This window comes from Paraglaciecola sp. IT1134 (genome assembly GCF_058068185.1).
The window spans coordinates 4,363,130-4,383,241 of record NZ_CM176486.1 but is presented as its reverse complement, the minus strand read 5'-3'; the positions used below and the strand labels follow the sequence as shown (position 1 = coordinate 4,383,241).

At 44.9% G+C, this 20,112-nt stretch carries 16 protein-coding genes; 14 read left to right on the top strand and 2 right to left on the bottom strand.

Going from position 1 to position 20,112, the window contains the following annotated elements:
- Positions 1-35: 35 nt before the first annotated feature.
- From AC3RV5_RS19125 to AC3RV5_RS19110, 4 genes are all read left to right on the top strand, one after another.
- The gene (locus tag AC3RV5_RS19125; RefSeq protein ID WP_489729165.1) at positions 36-248 is read left to right on the top strand and encodes a methyltransferase domain-containing protein; all 213 of its coding nucleotides are present in this window, start codon (positions 36-38) and stop codon (positions 246-248) included.
- 107 nt (positions 249-355) lie between these two features.
- Positions 356-514, top strand: coding sequence for a hypothetical protein (locus tag AC3RV5_RS19120; RefSeq protein ID WP_489729164.1), 159 nt, complete (start codon positions 356-358; stop codon positions 512-514).
- A gap of 266 nt (positions 515-780) precedes the next feature.
- Positions 781-1,992: an FAD-dependent monooxygenase gene (locus AC3RV5_RS19115; protein WP_489729163.1), complete on the top strand. Its 1,212-nt coding sequence runs from the start codon at positions 781-783 to the stop codon at positions 1,990-1,992.
- 361 nt (positions 1,993-2,353) lie between these two features.
- Positions 2,354-3,100 carry an SDR family NAD(P)-dependent oxidoreductase gene (locus tag AC3RV5_RS19110; RefSeq protein ID WP_489729162.1) on the top strand — a complete coding sequence of 249 codons (747 nt, stop codon included), beginning with the start codon at positions 2,354-2,356 and terminating at the stop codon, positions 3,098-3,100.
- Between the two features lie 97 nt (positions 3,101-3,197).
- Here AC3RV5_RS19110 and AC3RV5_RS19105 read toward each other — a convergent pair whose 3' ends face one another.
- On the bottom strand, positions 3,198-3,929 hold the full coding sequence (locus AC3RV5_RS19105; RefSeq protein ID WP_489729161.1) for a FadR/GntR family transcriptional regulator: 732 nt from the start codon (positions 3,927-3,929) through the stop codon (positions 3,198-3,200).
- Positions 3,930-4,434: 505 nt separating this feature from the next.
- Here AC3RV5_RS19105 and AC3RV5_RS19100 point away from each other — a divergent pair.
- The 6 genes from AC3RV5_RS19100 to AC3RV5_RS19075 all read left to right on the top strand — a co-directional run bounded on the left by AC3RV5_RS19100 (position 4,435) and on the right by AC3RV5_RS19075 (position 12,293).
- Positions 4,435-6,726, top strand: coding sequence for a chondroitinase-B domain-containing protein (locus AC3RV5_RS19100; RefSeq protein ID WP_489729160.1), 2,292 nt, complete (start codon positions 4,435-4,437; stop codon positions 6,724-6,726).
- Between the two features lie 294 nt (positions 6,727-7,020).
- Positions 7,021-8,313 carry an MFS transporter gene (locus tag AC3RV5_RS19095; RefSeq protein WP_489729159.1) on the top strand — a complete coding sequence of 431 codons (1,293 nt, stop codon included), beginning with the start codon at positions 7,021-7,023 and terminating at the stop codon, positions 8,311-8,313.
- 75 nt (positions 8,314-8,388) lie between these two features.
- A complete protein-coding gene (locus AC3RV5_RS19090) occupies positions 8,389-9,282 on the top strand; it encodes a sugar kinase (protein ID WP_489732212.1) in 894 nt (297 codons plus the stop codon).
- A gap of 153 nt (positions 9,283-9,435) precedes the next feature.
- A complete protein-coding gene (locus tag AC3RV5_RS19085) occupies positions 9,436-10,608 on the top strand; it encodes an NAD(P) transhydrogenase subunit alpha (RefSeq protein ID WP_489729158.1) in 1,173 nt (390 codons plus the stop codon).
- Positions 10,608-10,889 carry an NAD(P) transhydrogenase subunit alpha part 2 gene (locus tag AC3RV5_RS19080; protein WP_489729157.1) on the top strand — a complete coding sequence of 94 codons (282 nt, stop codon included), beginning with the start codon at positions 10,608-10,610 and terminating at the stop codon, positions 10,887-10,889. The genes AC3RV5_RS19085 and AC3RV5_RS19080 overlap by 1 nt, the downstream gene beginning before the upstream one ends.
- Positions 10,890-10,898: 9 nt before the next feature.
- Positions 10,899-12,293, top strand: a complete 1,395-nt coding sequence (locus AC3RV5_RS19075) for an NAD(P)(+) transhydrogenase (Re/Si-specific) subunit beta (RefSeq protein WP_489732211.1) — start codon at positions 10,899-10,901, stop codon at positions 12,291-12,293.
- A gap of 318 nt (positions 12,294-12,611) precedes the next feature.
- Here the strand turns inward: AC3RV5_RS19075 and AC3RV5_RS19070 are convergent, their stop codons facing one another.
- On the bottom strand, positions 12,612-13,619 hold the full coding sequence (locus AC3RV5_RS19070; RefSeq protein ID WP_489729156.1) for a LacI family DNA-binding transcriptional regulator: 1,008 nt from the start codon (positions 13,617-13,619) through the stop codon (positions 12,612-12,614).
- Between the two features lie 145 nt (positions 13,620-13,764).
- Here AC3RV5_RS19070 and AC3RV5_RS19065 point away from each other — a divergent pair, with 145 nt between their 5' ends.
- The 4 genes from AC3RV5_RS19065 to AC3RV5_RS19050 all read left to right on the top strand — a co-directional run bounded on the left by AC3RV5_RS19065 (position 13,765) and on the right by AC3RV5_RS19050 (position 19,978).
- On the top strand, positions 13,765-15,555 hold the full coding sequence (locus AC3RV5_RS19065) for a sodium:solute symporter family transporter (protein WP_489729155.1): 1,791 nt from the start codon (positions 13,765-13,767) through the stop codon (positions 15,553-15,555).
- Positions 15,556-15,649: 94 nt separating this feature from the next.
- A complete protein-coding gene (locus AC3RV5_RS19060; protein ID WP_489729154.1) occupies positions 15,650-17,683 on the top strand; it encodes a DUF4962 domain-containing protein in 2,034 nt (677 codons plus the stop codon).
- A gap of 135 nt (positions 17,684-17,818) precedes the next feature.
- Positions 17,819-18,583, top strand: coding sequence for a 2,5-didehydro-3-deoxy-L-galactonate 5-reductase (locus tag AC3RV5_RS19055; RefSeq protein WP_489729153.1), 765 nt, complete (start codon positions 17,819-17,821; stop codon positions 18,581-18,583).
- Between the two features lie 36 nt (positions 18,584-18,619).
- Complete coding sequence (locus AC3RV5_RS19050) at positions 18,620-19,978, top strand: MATE family efflux transporter (RefSeq protein WP_489729152.1); 1,359 nt, start codon at positions 18,620-18,622, stop codon at positions 19,976-19,978.
- The last annotated feature ends 134 nt before the right edge of the window (positions 19,979-20,112 follow it).

Below are 20,112 nucleotides of genomic sequence, written 5' to 3'. Positions count from 1 at the left end.
TGCCTTCAAGTACTTGGGCCTAAATCAGCTGCCTAATGCCAAAAAAAGCTCTGGATATAGGATGCGGTACCGGGCGTTTGGCTTTTGAGGTGAGCCGCGAGTTCGCCCAGGTTGACGGCATAGATTTTAGCGCCCGGCACGTGCAATATTGCCTGGGGTTAAAAGAACAAGGCCTATTGCGTTATACCCTGCCCCAAGAAGGCGAGCTTGAGGGGTTATCAAGTAAAGCTTGCAGATATTGGTTTTAATGGGATCCCCGCAAACCTTAATTTTGTGCAAGGTGACGGACATAACCTCAAAGCTCAATTCAGCGCTGACGATTTGGTGGTCTGCCACAAAGTGCTGGAGTATCCGTATGGCCCGCACGAATTTATACAGGCCTTGCTTGGCCGGATACATCCAGGGGATTTTGATGTTGGGGAGCCGTTACGCCTGGGATGAGCAGCTAACACCCAAAAACCAATGGTTGGGAGGTTTTAAGGTAAATGGTGAAATCCAGAAAAGTGAAGATTAACAAAAATGTTTATTGGCTGGGCAGTGTGAATTGCTCAGCGAATCACAGATCATCTGCGAATATCAATTAGATAGTCGACTCACTCAGCGGTCGCGCAATCATATGACCGTGTGGCGTAAGATAGCTTAATGGCACTGACTCTCATGGCGGGCTGCATATAGCACCGTATTTTATTGGTAAATCAATAACGCGCGATACAATTATCAGGCTATAACGTATGCTGTTGAGCATCAAAAATTGAACATCAACAGATTAAAAGAAGGGTAATGAGCAAGGAAATATTAATTGCCGGTGGGGGCATAGGCGGCTTGTGTGCCGCCTTGGCATTGCAGCAAAGAGACTTTAGCGTGCGGCTATTTGAACAAAGCCGTGCCCTCACTGAAGTCGGGGCGGGGATCCAACTTAGCCCCAACGCCATGCATGTGCTGTACAAGCTAGGTTTAGGTCCCTCTTTGCAGCCCCTGATATTCCGTCCCCAGCACGCCACTATGCGCCACTATCAAAGCGGCGCCGAATATCTGCGTATTCCCTTGGGTGACTGTGCAGAGCAAAAGTACGGGGCGCCTTATTTGCATATCCATAGAGCCGATTTGCATCGGGTGTTATATCAGGCGGCAATGGAGCGAGGCATAGAGATAAACCTGGATGCACAGATAGAAAGTTATCGTCATCGACAGCAAGACTGCCAACAACAAGTGGTGTTACGTTTGCAAGACGGCCGGGAGATTTTAGGTGATGCGCTTATTGGTGCAGATGGTATTCGTTCCCGAGTAAAAGCCTGCATGATGGGCGAGACTAAACTGACGTTTAGCGGACACGTTGCCTGGCGAGGTACGTTAAAAACCAGCAACGTGCCCAAAGGGCTGGTTAAACCCGATGCCAACTTGTGGGTCGGGCCGGGGGGGCATATTGTTAGTTATTATGTGCGTGGCGGCGCTGAAATTAACCTGGTAGCGGTACAAGAACGTCAAAATTGGACCGATGAGCGCTGGAATGTACCCGGAGATGTGGCCCATTTACGCCAGGCGTTTAGCACTTGGCATCCCCAAGTGGTTGAATTACTCAATGGGGTGGAAAGCTGTTTTTTGTGGGGGCTGTTTACCGATAAACCTCTTTCTACCTGGGTTGATGGACAAGTGGCTTTACTGGGTGATGCCTGTCACCCCATGTTGCCTTATGTGGCCCAAGGCGCGGCTATGGCTATCGAGGATGGTTATTGCTTAGCTCGAGAGTTATTGCAACAATCTGCTTGCCAGGGCGGTAGTATTCAACAGGCTTTACGCTCTTATCAGTTGGCCCGTTATGAGCGGGTCACTAAGGTGCAAAAAATGGCGGCAAATAATGCGGATTTGTACCATATGAAAGGTGTTAGCGCTAAAGCAAAACTCAAAGTGTTACAAGCCTTAAACTTTGTGGCTCCTGGCTTGGCGTCATTTCCTCTGGGGTTTATATATCGATACAACAACAGCCTCGATTAACGCCGTTGTCTAACCGCAGTCGCTAAGAACCGTTACAGGTTAAACGTAATTTAAGGGACAAATATAATGAAGTCTTTCATGACCAATCGAATGGGTAAAAAGTATGTCTGTACTATTAAAGAACATCCGTTGCTCACCCTTGAATAAAATTGTTATAACATGCTTGTCACAATAATTGCCAGAAAAACATAATTGGTAATGCCAAATTCAAATAATTGGTTGACAATAAGGCGCTCTATTAGTTAGTTTAGCGAAGTAAACTTGAATTGGTAATATACCTGGGCGGGCTGTGCGGTGCTCCCTGGAGCAACTAATTGAAAGTTTATCTAATTGTTAATTTGAATATCCAGTGGAGAACGTTATGACGATGAAAGGCAAAGTAGCCATAGTGACAGGTGGTGGGCGCGATATTGGCCGTGCCTGTGCCTTAGAGTTGGCAAGCCGCGGTGCGGATGTGGTGATCACTTATCTTTCCAGTGAAGTTACCGCACAAAGTGCAGTTGATGAAATGCAAAAGCTCGGCGTGCGTGCTATCGCGATAAAAGCCGACTTAACGCAGCAACAAGATGTTGATGCCTGCGTTCAGACAACGCTCGAGAAATTCGGTAAAATAGATTGTTTGGTACATGTGTCTGGCGGTCTTGTAGAACGAGTTAAAGTGGCAGATATGAGCTTAAGTCATTTCCATAAGGTAATGGATCTGAACCTTACTTCGCTGTTCATGATGACCCATGCGTGTATTGAGCATATGCCTAAGGGCAGCAGTATTGTTACCTTAGCATCCCAGGCTGGCCGCGATGGCGGTGGTGGCGGCGCGGTGATTTATGCCACATCTAAAGGGGCAGTAATGACATTTACTCGGGGACTAGCCAAAGAACTAGGTCCTGATATTCGTGTAAATGGTGTTTGCCCAGGTATGATTAATACAGGTTTCCACGATACCTTCACACCTGACGCCGTGCGCACTAAAGCGGCAGGCTCGACAGCACTTCAGCGTGAAGGGAATTCTGAAGAGGTAGCAAAACTAGTGGGCTTTTTAGCCTCTGACGATGCGTCTTACATGACAGGCAATAACGTCGACATCAACGGTGGTATGTTGTTTTCATAATTGCATAGATATACGTTAAGTATATCAACCCATAAAAAAAGCCAACTCCGTTGGCTTTTTTTATGGGTATTGATCGGCTGTGAATGTCTACGTTACTTTAACGTAAGACGTGGGACAGGGAATATAAACCACGTGTTTCAATGGTTTGACGACGTACTTCTTCTAAAGCTTGCGCTTCTTTCGCTTCGAATAAGGCATTAATTAAACGGTTAAAATGCTGGTGCATCGCAGCACGAGCAGCTTGTGTATCACGCTTTTTCAGAGCGTTATAAATGGCTGTATGTTCGGCCTGGCGGTTTTGACTACTTTGGTTACATACTCCTTTGTAAGCTGCTTTTACGCCAGGATCGTTGTCTCTTATTTTCCATAAATCCTCTACCGCCATCAAGATAGCGTTATTGCGTGTGGCGCGAGAAATAATGATATGAAAATCACGATCTGCTCGCTCTGATTTTTCGTCATTTTCCATCGCATCCAATGTTTCTTTCAGTTCAACTAACTCTTGATCAGTGATCGTCGCTGCAGCTAATGCTGCCGCCTCGCCTTCAACCAGTGCTCTGGCTTGAGTAAGCTCAAACGCACTGACCTGCCGGCTTTGTTTGCTCGTCTCTTTGTTTTCCAGTACATACACCCCTGAGCCGGTTTTAACTTCAACCTGCTCACGCACTTCTAAGGCGATGATTGCTTCGCGGATAGTGGGGCGACTGACATCAAAGGTTTCCGCAAGTTCGCGCTCCGGTGGCAAACGGCTTCCTGGCGGGTATAGACCAGAGGCTATCATCCGCTCTATTTTCTCGACAATGTTCCAAAATAATCGACGACTTTTCATTTTGTCTTCCTGTTATATCCCAAATACTACTTCAAGCGTGATCTTACCATCTGTTTACCTATTTATAACACGTTTTCACTGACCTGCATAATTAAATCAAACCTATATGTATTACCAGTCAGTTATTTATTGGTAATAATAAATTGTTAAATTGGTTAATAAGTGTTTGACATTATATTCGACCATTGGTTACATTTAGCTGTCTGTACTTGAAAGCAAAGCGAGAAAAAAATATGTCAGTCACGCGAAAGCTAAATAAGAAAAGTCGCGCTCTTCTTGATCACAGATCAAATCGCCAACTTACACAAACCCTCTGTACCACTACACTTATGTGTATTTTGGCGGTGCCTTCGGGCATTAATGCTCAGGAAACTGAGCACGCAACCCAAACCGTAGTCACAAAACACACTTATTATTTACCCATTAAAATGGGACGGGAATTAACAAGGTTAGCCGTTTAAAGACCCTTGTTAATAACGATTTTAAAAACAGGATTGAGCAATTTATGCGCGCGAATTTTAATTTTTATTCACTGACACGCCACGTTCTGTTATCGCTATCGTTTGTTGCATGCAGCAACGCACTTGCGGCAGATACCCTCGTTAATGATCATCAAGGCTATGAAAAAGCGCTTAAAAACGTTCAGCCTGGGGACAACATCATTTTAGCCGATGGCACATGGCAAAACTTTGAAATTATATTTGAAGCCACAGGTACAGCCAAGCAACCTATTACTCTGCGCGGGCAAACGCCAGGCAAAGTATTTCTGACCGGGCAATCAAATTTACGTCTGGCGGGTGAACATCTGGTCGTCAGCGGCTTAGTGTTTAAAGATGGCTACACACCCACAGGGGAAGTCATTGCATTTCGTCGCAACAAAGATGATTTAGCTAACCACAGTCGCATCACCCAAGTGGTGATCGATAACTTCAGCAATCCAGAAAAGTTTGAGCAAGACAGTTGGGTAATGATGTACGGCCAGCACAATCGCTTTGACCACAATCACTTGGTGGGCAAACGTAACGCCGGCGTTACCATGGCGGTGCGCTTAACCAGTGAAGCAAGCCAGCAAAATCATCATCGTATTGATCACAACTACTTCGGACCCCGTCCTATTTTAGGATCAAATGGCGGTGAAACCTTGCGTATTGGTACCAGTCACTTCTCGTTAAGCGACTCCTTTACTGTGATTGAAAATAACTACTTTGACCGTTGCAACGGCGAAGTGGAAATTATCTCTAACAAGTCGGGTAAAAACACTATCCGCAATAACGTATTTTTTGAATCTCGCGGCACGTTAACCCTGCGTCACGGCAACGGCAATGTCGTCCAGAACAACGTATTTTTCGGTAATGGCGTCGATCACACCGGTGGCATTCGCGTGATCAATAGTGACCAAATTATTCGCAATAACTACCTCGAAGGATTAACCGGATACCGTTTTGGTAGCGGCCTGACAATTATGAACGGTGTTCCCCATTCAAAAATAAACCGTTATCACCAAGTGAATAACGCTTTGATTGAAAACAACACACTGGTCAATGTTGCACATATTCAATTTGCTGCGGGCAGCGACAAAGAGCGTACTGCGGTGCCCGTTAATTCTGTGGTGAAAAACAATATTATGGTCAACCAGCAGGGCACAGATGGCATTGACATATTTGATGATATCAGTGGTATTAAGTTTAATAACAACATTGTTAATGAAGGTGTCAAGCCGACTATTGAACAAGGCTTTGAGGTTGAGAAGATCACGTTAAAACGTGGTGACAATGGTTTGCTTTACCCCACTGACAAAACTCAGCAGAAATTAGGTGTGAGCCAAGACCTAAAGCCAATTAGCAAAGAAGATGTGGGCGTAAGCTGGTATGCAAAAGCGGAGCCGGATGTTGCCTTTGGTTCAGGTAAAACGATCTCTGTTGCCCCTGGTGACAATACTCTGTTTGATGCCATCGAACGCGCAGCGACGGGTGACATACTAGAATTGCAAGCCGGTGATTATCGGGTCTCGAAAATCTTAAGCCTGGATAAAACGTTAACTATTCGCGCCGCAAAAAAGGGTGGGGCGGTAATTTTTCCTCAACGTTCAACGTTAATCGAGATCAACAATTTCGGTAACTTAACCTTAGACGGTGTGCACGTTGATGCCGTAAATGCACCAGATGCGGCGGGAAATACCCTTATTCGTACCACGCGTTTGCCCATGCAGCGCAACTATCGTTTAGTGGTTAAAAATAGCGTTTTTGAAAATCTGAATATCAACCACTCCTATCACTTTTTCGACGCGGGCAATCGCAGCTTTGCTGACTATATCCGCGTGACAAATAGCCATTTCAGTCATATTACCGGCGACCTCTTTCGCTTAAATAAAGAGATAGATGATCTGGGCATTTATAACGCGGAATATCTGACTATCAGTGATTCAAGTGTGGAGCATGTTGAAGGTGCTATCGCCAAGGTTTACCGGGGAGGAACGGACGAAAGTACTTTTGGTCCCCACGTGATACTCAATAACAATCAATTCAGTGACGTAGGCCAGGGCAAACGTAACAAGTCCCAAGCGTCTATGGCTTTATTGGGTGTACAGGTGACAACCATCACCAACAATGAATTTATTGATAGCGCCCCAGTTGTTATTGATCACACAGTGGGAGAGCCGGTGACGTTAGTAAAAGACAATACCTTTGCTGATACGCCTGAGCCTGTGATAACAGAGCGATATGCCAAAGGGCCAGTAACAGCCACTGTCACTAATAACAAGGTTACCGTTACCGCCAATGGCCATAACAAGCCGTAGTCAACTTGGTCCAGGAGAAGTAAGTTAATGTTAAATCTATATTCTATTCAACCCTCGGCTTAGTGTTCAAAAGTAGTGTTGAATTAGTATTTGCGGTTAACAAACAATAGATCGTGACGATTCAAGGATGAATCGTTTAACATAAAAGGGCAAAAAAACATCAATTTAGCGGACGTTCTTTTTTAATATAAGTAGCTGATAAGTCGTAACGAGCAAGTAAAAAAGCAACGCTATTTAACCAGCTGTATGCAGCGACGCAGGCCGCAACATATCGCCAAATAACTGAGTAAAATAATGAAAATGAAAGGATTGCGCTGGATTATTGTATCGCTGGTGGCATTAGCCACCGTCATTAATTACGTTGATCGCACGGCGATAACCGTAATGTGGCCAAGTATTGCTGAAGATCTCGGCATGGATAGCAGCGACTACGCCAACATTATGAGCGTATTTTTAATTGCTTATGCCATTGGTCAGGCTGTTTTCGGTAAGGTGTTTGATGCCATCGGCACGCGATTAGGGTTTGTGTTATCCATTGTGGTGTGGTCCGTATCTATTGCCCTACACTCCATTGCCAGCTCCGTCACATCCTTCAGTATTTTACGTGTCACTCTGGGATTTGGCGAGGCGGGTAACTGGCCGGGCGCGACTAAGGCCAACGCCGAGTGGTTCCCGATTAAAGAGCGCGCTCTGGCTCAAGGTATATTTGGTGCCGGCGCCTCGATTGGCGGGATCATTTCGCCGCCTCTGATTGCTTTCCTGTACGCTTTTTACGGTTGGCAAGCGACGTTTGTGATAGTGGCAAGTTTGGGTTTTATTTGGTTAGTGCCTTGGCTAATTGTGTATAAATGCGGGCCTGAATCCCATCCTTGGATCACGCAAGAAGAGCGTGACTATATTCTGACCGGGCAAAAAGTCGTGGCCGATGAAGTAATGGTTAACGAAGAAGAGTATGTACCTACTCTTAAACAACTGTTGTCTCACCGCCAAAGTTGGAGCGTGATCGGCGCCCGTTTTTTCATTGAGCCCATTTGGTGGTTATTTGTTGCCTGGTTGCCTTTGTACCTGAATGACAAATTCGGTTTTGATGTAAAAGAAATTGGTGCGTCAGCGTGGATCCCTTATGTGGGGGCTGCTCTTGGCGCATTATTTGGCGGCTGGTTATCTGGGCGCCTTATGAAACATGGCTGGCATGTGAATAAAGCCCGTAAAACTGTCATTACCCTGGGCGGTGCATTGATGTTACCAGCCTTGATTGCAACCACCGTCGCCAGCACACCCATGCTTGCCCTTGGCTTGATTGCCATTATACTGTTTGGTTTTCAGGTGGCTATCAACAATGTGCAAACGCTGCCCAGTGATTATTACTCGGGTAAAAGCGTGGCATCCCTTGCGGGTATAAGTGGCGCGGTAGGTGTGATCAGTGTCATTAGCGCCATTCAGCTGGTGCCAATCATTACTAATGATGGTACCTACTATCCACCTTTTTTCATTCTGGCCGCTATATTGGTGCCCTTGATGTTGGCTTGTGTGCTCTTTTTGGGTGGGCGGATCGTACCGGTCAAACCTAAACAGACTCAAGCGTAACGTAAAAATTAACTATTAATTAATTCTGGAGTGATGACGGTGGGCAGCAAAAAAGTCGTGTTAATTGGCGAGTGCATGTTGGAATTGCGTGAAGGTCAGGACGGGGTGATGCATCAGTCTTTTGCGGGTGATGTTTATAACACCGCCGTCTATCAAAAGCGTGGTTTTCCGGAACAAGAGGTGTGTTTTATGAGTGCCATTGGTCAAGATGTGGTGAGCGACAAGCTACACCATCATTGTGAGCAAGAGTCCGTAAATACCCAGTATGTATCTCGCCAAAGTGAGCAAAACCCGGGCATCTACCTGGTGCAAACGGATGAAGTAGGAGAGCGTTCGTTTCTATATTGGCGAGAGAATTCTGCGGCCCGGCAATTAATGCGCTTTGTTAATGAGGACATGGTTGAATCTTTGTTTAGTAGCGATTTAGTGTTCTTTTCTGGCATATCGTTGGCGGTTATTCATCCGCAGGATCGGGATGCTTTTTGGGCGATGCTCAAACGCTTAAAGGAGAAAGGTGTCACCCTTGCTTTTGATCCTAATTATCGTGCCAGGTTATGGAACTCTCCCCAAGAGGCACAAGAGCAATTCCACCAAGCCTATGAATTAAGCGATATCTTATTACCGGGTATTGATGATTTTTCTCAGCTTTATGGGCTGAAACAACTCAGTGAAATATTAGAGTTTTGTCAGCCTTATGACATTCACGAATTAGTCATTAAAAATGGTGCGAACAGTGTCTACTGTCAATTAGGGAGCAACCTCATTCATCTTCCCATTGCTGGGGTTGAACATGTAGTGGATACCACTTCGGCTGGAGATTCATTTAATGGTATTTATCTCGGCGCTCGGCTCGCAGGTAAAGAGATTGAGCATGCTGTTAGCCTTGCATCCAAGGCGGCAGGCATTGTCATTCAGTACCCTGGTGCGATCACCCCTAAGGCAGAGTTCATCCGACGCCTCACTCAATAAAATATATATATGTCTCAGTAACTGATAGGCATTTACATTTTCATAACGTTTTTTATATATTCTATATCACTGATCTGAATTATTAACTCACAGCCAAGCAGTGCATAGTTTGTGCACTGTTGTGAGTCAAACTGTAAAAAAATTGGGGGGCCTATGCCTACTATTGCATTTCCAGCTGAAATGAAATCTGGCGAAAAGCGCTGTGCGCTTTTGCCCGTTAACGTAAAGGCTTACAAATTGTTAGGCGCAGATGTGCTTATTGAAACAGGCTTGGGCCAGCACATTCATATTACTGACGACGAGTATGTAGCAGCCGGCGCCAAGGTTGTGGCTAAGCGCAGTGAGCTTTTGCTGCAAGGTGACATTATATTGAGCTTACATAAGCTTGGTGGAGAGGAAGTTACCCAGCTAAAACAAGACGCCTTGATTGTCAGTTATCTTGATCCCTTCAATGAACCTGGTTTTGTAGACACCCTGTGTAACAAAGGCGTGACCAGCATCAGCATGGAGATGATACCCCGTATCAGCCGCTGTCAAAAAATGGATGCCCTAAGTTCTCAAGCCAGCCTGGCGGGTTATGTAATGGTTATGCAGGCCGTAAATGCGCTACCCAGCCTATTGCCCATGATGATGACGCCTGCGGGTACATTGAAACCCGCTAAAGTGTTTATTATTGGTGCGGGTGTCGCTGGCCTGCAAGCCATCGCCACCGCAAAGCGCTTAGGTGCCAATGTTATCGCCTTTGATACCCGGGCGGTGGTAGCTGAACAGGTTCGTTCACTGGGGGGCAAATTTCTGGATATCGATTTAGGCCAGACCGGTGAAACGGGCCAAGGTTATGCCCAGGCCCTTACCCCAGAGCAAATGGCCATTCAGCAAAGGGAACAGGCTAAATGCATCGCCGATTCAGATATTGTGATCACTACCGCCCAGTTATTTGGCCGTAAACCCCCAGTGCTGATTGATACACAAACGATTGCCTCAATGCGCCCAGGTAGTGTGATTGTAGATATGGCCGCTGAAACTGGCGGCAATGTACAGGGTAGCATAGCAGGGGAAACAGTCAGCATTCACGGCGTGAATGTTATTGGCACAGGTGCCTGGGCGAACGGCGTAGCCAAACATGCTAGCCAGATGTACGCCAGCAACCTATATAACCTGATCAGTGAGTTTTGGTCAAAAGACGACAACCGTTTTGCCCTCGACATCGAAGATGAAGTGCAATCAGGCTGCCTTATTACGTATCAAGGCAAGGTGGTGAATAGCATGATCAGTGATTTTTATGCATCGTTAAAACAACAATCAAACACAAATGGGGTGGCCTAATGGACGGGGTATATCTGTTATTTATTTTATTACTGTCAATTTTTGTCGGCTTTGAGTTGATCCATAAAGTGCCAGCCACCTTGCATACACCCTTGATGTCTGCTGCCAATGCGATTTCCGGTATCACCGTGGTCGGGGCGCTGGCCTTGGCAGGCAATGAGTCACTGGGCGAATATGCTATGTATCTGGGGGCGTTTGCAGTTTTTTTGGCGACCATCAATGTTGTCGGTGGCTATATGGTCACGGATCGCATGCTTGCTATGTTCAAGAAGAAAAAATAGGTAAATATGATGCTAGATGTAAGCACAAATACAGATTTACTAATTAACTTTACCTATGTGCTGTGCGCAGCCATGTTTATTTTCGGTTTAAAATTGCTCGGCCACCCTGCTACGGCGCGCAAAGGGAATTTACTGTCCTCCTTGGGCATGTTGCTGGCCATAGTGGTTACTCTGCTGGATAACAGCATAGTGACCTATCAATGGATTGCCATTGCCATGTTAGCCGGGGCCGTCGTAGGTTTTTTTGCCGCACGCCTGGTCGCCATGACCGACATGCCAGAGATGGTATCTTTGTTAAACGGTGTCGGGGGTTTAGGCAGTGTGTTTGTCGCTTGGGCAACTATACAAAGTGGTGTGGCGTTATCTACCTTTGTATTGTTGGTCACGTTTCTCGCCCTACTCATTGGCTGCGTAACCTTTTCCGGCAGTTTAATCGCCTGGGCTAAACTCAGTGAACGTATTCCCGGTCGAGGGATCACCTTTAGCGGTCAGGCAGTCGTCAATGGGTTGACTGTACTGGCCATTATTACCATAGGTTACCTGTTTGTGGCCCGTCCCCAAACTGTACTTGAACTAGATATGGTGCTGTATATCGCACTGGGTTTGGCCTTGTTGTTTGGGGTAATGCTGGTATTGCCCATTGGTGGTGCTGATATGCCAGTGGTTATCTCTTTGCTTAACAGTTATTCCGGCCTGGCTGCTTGCGCAGCCGGTTTTGCCCTGCAAAACAATTTGTTGATCGTAGCCGGCTCACTGGTGGGCGCCAGTGGTATCATACTGACCAACATCATGTGTAAAGCCATGAACCGCTCGTTAAGCCATGTGCTCTTTTCCGGTTTTATGCCGGTAAGCAACTCAGAGATGGTAATCGAAGGGGAAGTGAAAGCCTTGGCGGCTGATGACGCTTATTACGTATTAGAAGCCGCCCAATCTGTGGTGGTGATCCCTGGATACGGTATGGCGGTGGCTCAGGCCCAACACGCGATGAAAGAGCTGCAAAGCCTGCTTGAAGATAATGGTGCCGAAGTGGCTTATGCTATTCATCCGGTAGCGGGGCGGATGCCCGGGCACATGAATGTATTGCTTGCCGAAGCCGATGTCTCCTACGAACACTTGTTTGAGATGGATGACATCAATAAACGCATCGAGAACTTTGATGTGGCTTTGGTCATTGGTGCCAATGATGTAGTTAACCCCGCGGCTCGAGAAATGAAAGGCAGCCCGATTTACGGTATGCCGGTTATTAATGCGGATCTGGCCAAAAACGTGTTTGTACTCAAGCGCGGTATGGCATCGGGTTTTGCCGGGATCGACAACCCGCTGTTTTTCAAAACCAATTGCCGCATGATATTCGGCGATGCCAAAGATACACTAAACGCCATTATTCGTCAGTTTGCTGACTAAAGAAGCTAGATATACCTCGCCATGCAATAATAGTATGTTATTGCAGGGTGGGGGGCTCCATTACCAATTCCCCCCTAAAAGTTCTAGTGTACTGCCACCGACCATTTGCCAATACCAGTCAGTGTTAGTTATATAGCTTAATCAACTTCACATGAGACGGCTGGAGACGAAATAGACTGCAGTCTTTCTAAAAATTAGCTATTTAAGGCATACGACTCTATCTTTGTGAATATTTTGACTTGACCTATCTCTATGAAATCATTCAAGTTTTTCTGAATTTATAAATAATACTGTTTTGATTAAATTTATTACAAATTTTTATATTTTCTTACAAGACAACCTTTTAACCAAAGAGCAAGGGATCATAATCTTTTGTGAAAGTGCTTCTTTGTCGCTAATATTATTAAGCAATAATTTGGTCGCTTCTCTGCCTATTTCATAAGGGTTTTGGGTTATTACGGTGATAGGCACCTTAAAAAATTCAGCCATAGGAATGTCATCAAAACCTAATAATGAAATGTCATCAGGTATCGAAATGTTTTCTTTATTTAACGCGGTTAATAATTCAGTGGTAATAGCGAGGTGTTGAGTAAAAAATGCTGTTGGCGGATTAGCACCATCAAGAATGCTTTTAGGCGAGTGTTGAAAGCCAGATTTACGGTCCCAATATTGAATTAATTGTTCATCAATAGGAATGTGATAGCTACTCAAGGCATCGGTATATCCTAGATAACGATCTCTTCTCGATTTAACATTTTCAAAGTCTTGCGTCACAAAACAAATACGCTGATGGCCTAATTGGATCAAATATTCAGTTGCTTCAAAAGCAGCCTTTCGATAATCAGACACAATGATATTTTTTTCATTACCATCATGTTCAAGTTGAAAATGAACGATAGGCAGGCCGCTATCAATATATTTAGCGATAAGCTCTGTATTTTTACCTGATGAGGCGATAATAATTCCATCTACACGCAATTGGTATAATGCTTCTAACGATCTTGCTTCGATGTCAGGATCAACGTCAGTGTTATATATTAATAAGTTGTATTCGCTTGTTTTACAGTAGTCGTCTATCCCTCTAATTGTGCGGCTTGTATAGAAACCTGTAATATCTCTAACAATCACACCTATGGTTTTCGTTTTATCCATTTTAAGGCTACGGGCAATAGGATTGGGTACGTAATCTAACTCGCTAACGGCTAGTTTTATTCGCTCTTTGGTCTTTTCAGACATGTAGTCAAAGCGGCCGTTTAAATATTGAGACACGGTACTTTTTGAAACACCCGCTAAGTTAGCAACATCAATTAACTTTATTTTTTGCATGTCTATATTTCTGCAAGAAGTCTAAATACTTGAATATTGACATTCTGCAATAGTATGGTAGGTTAATCAAGTAAACCGATTTAGTAAATCGATTTTGTTGTCATGTGCTATCGATTACTTTAGTAACCTAACATGAGGTAAAAAAGTGCAAATCTCTAATATTGAATACCTGGTGATCGTTGGCTACCTAATACTGATTATTGTAGTTGGCTTTGTTTTTAAAAAATTCTCTTCCAATACGGATGACTACTTTAAGGGCGGCTGTAAGGGGACCTGGTGGCTTGTTGGAAGCAGCGCTTTTATGAGCGCTTTTAGTGCGTGGACCTTTACGGGCGCTGCGGGTATCGCGTATGAGTCTGGCTTTTCCGCGATGTTTATCTTTTTTGGTAACGTGCTCGGCTTCTTCGTGAACTTTCTGTTTATGGGGCCTTGGTTACGCCAGATGAGAGTAACTACATTCCCTGAAGCGATTGCCGGTCGTTTCGGTGAGACAACACGTGATTTCTACGCATATTATGAAGTGCCGATACGTATTTTATATTCCGCTATGGCACTGTACGGCTTGGGCATTTTTTGTTCTGCCGTGTTCGGATATGATATCAACTATGTCATTGTTGTCTGCGGCATCGTTGTGCTTCTTTATTCTGCAACGGGTGGACGGTGGGCTGTGATGGCGACTGACTTTCTACAGGGCCTAATCCTCGTTCCCTTGACCCTAATAGTCGCTTGGCTCTGTTTGGACGCACTTGGAGGCATCGATAACTTATTTATAGAGATCGAGGCACAAGGTTTAACCGAAGAATATAGCATGGTCAATTCAGCCACGCTCTTTGGCGGTGCTTATACATGGGGCTGGGCCAGCGCCATGATGGCAAAACAATTTATAGTCTTCAATTCTATGAATGCGGCGCCGCGCTACTTTTCTGTCAAGGATGGGCGAGAAGCCCGCAAAGCAGCCTTGCTTTGTTCGGTACTCATGCTGGTGGGTAGCTTTATTTGGTTCTTGCCACCTATCACGGCTCGACTTTTATATCCTGAATTGGTTATGGCGTTTGACATCGCCAAGCCGGCGGAGGCGAGTTATGCGGTTGCCAGTATCAGCCTGTTGCCTGTCGGACTGGTTGGATTGATAGTCGTCGCCATTCTTGCCGCGACAATGAGTTCGATGGATACCGGTCTCAATACTAATGTTGCTATCCTGATCAAAGACATATATCCCAAGATCGCGCGCATGTTTCGGTGGCAGTCCAAAGTTGAATCGGAACTATTGAACTATGGACGTATTTTAACCTGGGTTATGGGTTTCCTGATTGTGCTACTGGCTCTTTATTTTGCACAGCAGGATGGCTCAGGGATATTCGAAATCATGTTGCAAGTGGGAACACTGCTGTCGATGCCCATCACGATCCCGCTGCTATTAGGCATGTTTATTCGACAAACGCCCTGGTGGGCCGCACTGCTATCAATTGGCTGCGCCCTTATTTTTTCTAGCTTTGCCTATTTCGAAGTCCCGTTGATTTACCTTGGTTTTTCTCAGGAATACAGTGATGGCTTTAAATGGAATTTCCAGCAGCAATTTTTTGGTGTCTTGGGTGCCGGGACATTTGGCTTTTTAATATCGACGCTTTTTGCACCAAACCAAAATTCCGCTCATCGCCAAATGGTTGACAGGTTCTTTACCAACATGAAGACGCCGATCGACTTTGAAAAAGAAATTGGTGAAGGCAATGATCTGAGCCAACTGACGGCTATTGGGCGATTTGGCGCCGCAGTCGCCGGATTCATCGCGTTGATGCTGCTCATTCCTAATCCATTAGAAGGCAGACTGGTAATTCTGGTGCTCGCTGTGATGATAGGAGCAATCAGTGTATTAATGCTCAAAGCAGGTAAGCAACCCACTGCCCCAACTAAAGCTGCGCCACAGCAAACGGAATGATTGAGCTTACTTGATTGAAGACTTGCTCCATATCTATCATCTTTGAATACAGGGATTAACCATGAATTATTTACTAATAAACGACCAACTTGATGTGTTCAAAGCTGAACTCAAGACCACGCGCAAAGAGCACTTGACCCGGCTCATCGAACAATGCCGCCTGTATGAAGACGAAGTGCTCTCAAAAGAGCATCCTCACACCAGTATTACCTACATGGGAATGGCCGCCGCAAACTTGAGTTTGGCTTACTTGTTAACCGAGCAGGACCATTATCTTCAGGAAGCTAAGCGCTGGATTTTTACAGCGGTTGAGTATGACGTATGGGGTTACGGATTTCTTGTAGATGTGGATCTCAGCGCTTCGTGGATGCTGTTTGGTTTGGGATTGTCCTATGATTGGCTTAAAGATCACTTAACGGACGAAGAGCGTAATAAGTTTCTCAACAAACTGATCCTTCAAGGAAATAAAATCTTTGATTATGGACAAGAAAACCTAGGACATTGCTGGTCGACCAATTATTGGCAAAATCATAATTGGATTAATTATTCAGGTTTACTGACCACTGCCTATGCGATCCGCTCTGAACACCAAGGAGCACAAGTATGGATTGATGAGATCAAACACAACTTTGAAAAAGTCTTTGATTATTTGCCTGAAGACGGTTCCAACTATGAAGGAACTGGTTACTGGCGATTTGCCATGAATTTCTTTCTCGTTGCAGCCGATCTGATCCGTAAAGATGGCGGAGCGAATCATTTTGAATCAGAATTTCTCAAAAATACATTTGATTATCGCCTCTATCAATCAGCACCTAACTGGGAAGAAAATATTAACTTTGCTGATGTACACGACAAACGAAGTTCCCATTCGATTAGTGCCTACTACAAAATAGCGTCAGAGTACAACAACGGTCATGCACAATGGCTGGGTGAACTGGTCCGCACCAAGTTCCTGTTCAGAGAAGCCTATCAAAGTAAAATTTTCCCCGGTATTTTACCGGAAGCGTTCTTGGAATTAATTTGGTTCAACCCTGAGGTTGAACGGCAATCACCTGAAAATCTGCCGCTAACCAAGTATTTTGAAGATCTTGGCCTTGTCGTAATGCGTTCGAGTTGGGATACCGACGCTACACACCTTTCGTTCAAATCAAGCCCTGCAGGTGGCCATAAGCAATGGGAACTCAGCTGGGAACTGGATAAAAAGAATGACTGGAAAACGCGCAGCCTGACTCACTACCACGTTGATTTTAACCAATTCATACTCATACATAATGGCGCGTCATTGGTCATAGACGAGGGCTACAATCGTACCTCCAAAGCCGAAATTCACAATTTGATCACGGTAGATGGTACCGGCTGTGTTGGAGAAAAAATATGGGAAGAAGGAGACTTGAGCGACCCTGAATTATTTGATTTGAATTGCAAAGGTATTCACAACGTATGGAAGGATGTTCCCCAAAGCGCTATAGCCAAAGTTGAGGCATTTTCCAATAAAAATGGCTACGCCTACGTGGTGGGTGAATCCAGCCGAATGTATTACCCAGAGATGGAGTTGACACGTAATGCTCGGCACATCATTAATAGCGAATGTGGCTATTTTATATTGTTAGATGAACTGGAAAGTAATCTGGAACACACATATACCTGGCGTATTCACTCCGAAAAGTATGCGCACAAAATAAGCAATGACCAGTTTGAAATTATCAACGGTAACGGCGCGCTCAATGTATTTACCGTGTTTCCGGAAGCACGTGAAACAAAAATCGATGAAACATTGGTTGAAGAAATCATGACCCCCCAACGCCCAGATGATATTCGACGCATCAGCTTAAAAACATTATTGATCGAGAACCCTGTAAAAAGTAAAAACACTTATTTCCTTAATGTTTTTCAAGCCAAAGACGCACTAAAGGGGGAGCAGAGTACCGATATTTCAATTAGGCCACTCAAAGGTGACAGCTGTATTGGCGTAGAAATCACCTCGAAAAATCACACTGAAATATTTCTGTTCTCCAACGAAAACAAGATCGCTTATGGTGACATTCAGTCACCATCGAAATGGATTTCAATTCTAAAAGACAAGACTGGCAATACTGTTAAAACAACAAGTTATGATGGTGTTTGTTAGGTTCAGACAATAATAAACCAGGGGCAAGGCTCGGTAGGTTAGCAGGCTGGGCAATCGGTGAAATGACGATTGGACGTCCTTTGGGTTGCTATGGTGAATGCCCAGTAGCCACATGATAATTAGGAAAAAATTGAAATGTTAGAAAAATTTAGTTTAAAAGGCAAAGTTGCTTTAGTCACCGGTTGTAAGCGTGGAATTGGCAAAGCTATTGCGCTGGGACTTGCGGCTGCTGGAGCTGACATAGTTGGTGTGTCAGCCAGTTTAGAGTTACATGGTTCTAAAGTCGAAAAAGAAATCAACACACTAGGCCGGAGTTTTAAAGGCTATCAATGTGATTTTTCTGACCGTAAAGCCTTGTATTCATTCATCGAAGAAGTCAAAGCAGACTTTCCTCAAATTGACATTTTAGTCAATAACGCGGGCACCATATTACGCGCCCCTGCTGCGCAGCACGGGGATGAACTATGGGATAAGGTCATTGATGTTAATTTAAATTCCCCATTCATTCTTAGTCGTGAAATTGGTAAAGAGATGCTTGCTCGTGGCGCGGGCAAAATTATTTTCACGGCATCTTTGCTGACCTTTCAAGGTGGAGTAAACGTCCCCGGATATGCAGCCAGTAAGGGAGCGATTGGACAATTAGTCATGGCATTGTCAAATGAATGGGCTGGAAAAGGCGTGAATGTAAATGCTATTGCCCCCGGATATATAGATACCGACAATACCGAAGCACTGCGCAATGATCCTGAGCGCTGTGCCGCAATTTTGGGACGCATTCCGCAAGGTCGTTGGGGTAATCCTGAAGACTTTAAAGGTCCCGCCGTGTTCTTAGCTTCTGAAGCAGCGAGTTACGTTAATGGCACTATATTAGTGGTCGATGGTGGATGGATGGGCAGATAGTCTCGTTGACATGCAATCATTAACAAGTTGCGGGAGTTGCTTTTTGATAAAGGTTTTTTCTTGATAATTTCCAATACTTATATTCGCAGAAACTTTGACTTGGCTTGGCCACTGGCTTTTAATGCCTTGCTAGTTCAGTCCATGTTAATGATTGATACACTGTTGGTTGCACCGCTGGGTGGGCTGCCAGTAGCCGCCATGGGTATAGCAACCACCATAGTGGCATTTGTGTTGGGCATTGAGATCGCCATTGGCAATGGCATTCAGCTGCTCGTAGGCCGGGCGTTTGGCTCCAACAACCAAGCTGACCTTGCTGTCGCCTATTGGTCTGGGCTATTCATTAACATCTCAACATCATTGGTTTTTCTGTTTATTCTAGCTTTTTTTGGCACTGAGCTGGTTAGCCTCATTACCGATGATGCCGAATTAGCGAAGCTGGCCGACACGTATATATCAATTACCAAATACATCGTTCTGATGACAGCATACACGCAGGTTTGTACCGCTTTTTGCAATGGCCGCGGCAATACCAAAGTGCCACTGAAAGGTTTTATGATTGAATTGCCTGTTAATGCATTATTCAGCTACTTATTGATAAACGGGTTTGCCCAGTATGAGGGACTCGGTGTGGAGGGAGCTGCTTGGGGCAGTTTAGTTGCTGTATTTTTGCGAGCCGCGTTTCTTTATCTCGCCCTGCAGACTGACGATGAAGTGGATCTAACTTACCCCCAGAACAGGAAATTTTGGGCCGAAATTAGACCGCAATACGCCGAGATATATCCCATTGCAGCTAATTTCTTTGTTCTCTCCATCGGTGCTACTGTATACCAACTGTTATTTGCACAACTGGAACTGTTCTCGTTCGTTGCCATCACTTTGATCTTTCCCTGGGTTCGTGCCGGGACGCAATTTCCTAACGCGTGGGCTCAGGCGTCGGCAATTAGTATCAGTCAGGCTCTGGGGCAAAAGGAAACTGGGGATCTCAAATTATTTATTGCTAGCTGTACGCAAGTGGCAATGATGCTGTCGGTCATTATTGCCGGGCTTTTTTTTACGCTCAGTCAATGTATGCAATTTGTCTATCCAGATATTGAACCCGGCACTCAGATAGCGCTAATGATCATTGCGCCGCTTTATATAGTTCTGCCAATTATCCGAGCTTATAACACCGTGGCGGGTAATATTCTGCGAGCTCTTGGCAATAGCAGTCTTGTGCTGAAAATTCACTTTTTCACGCAATGGGTCATATCACTGCCGATCTGCGCATTTTTGATCCTACACTTCGACGTATCGATTTTTTGGGCATTCGCAATGATACCAATAGAAGAACTACTCAAAACGCTCCCGTTCTACCGGTATAAGCAACTCCATATGAGACGCCTGGAGACAAAATAGACCAGCATGATGAATTGCCCGACGATTATTTTGGCAGGCCTAACTAATAAGGCAGTGATAGGGGCTGATCTAGTACATAACAATATTTTATACCCCTGAAACCTATTTGGTTTTCAGATGTTAGCCGGTTTACT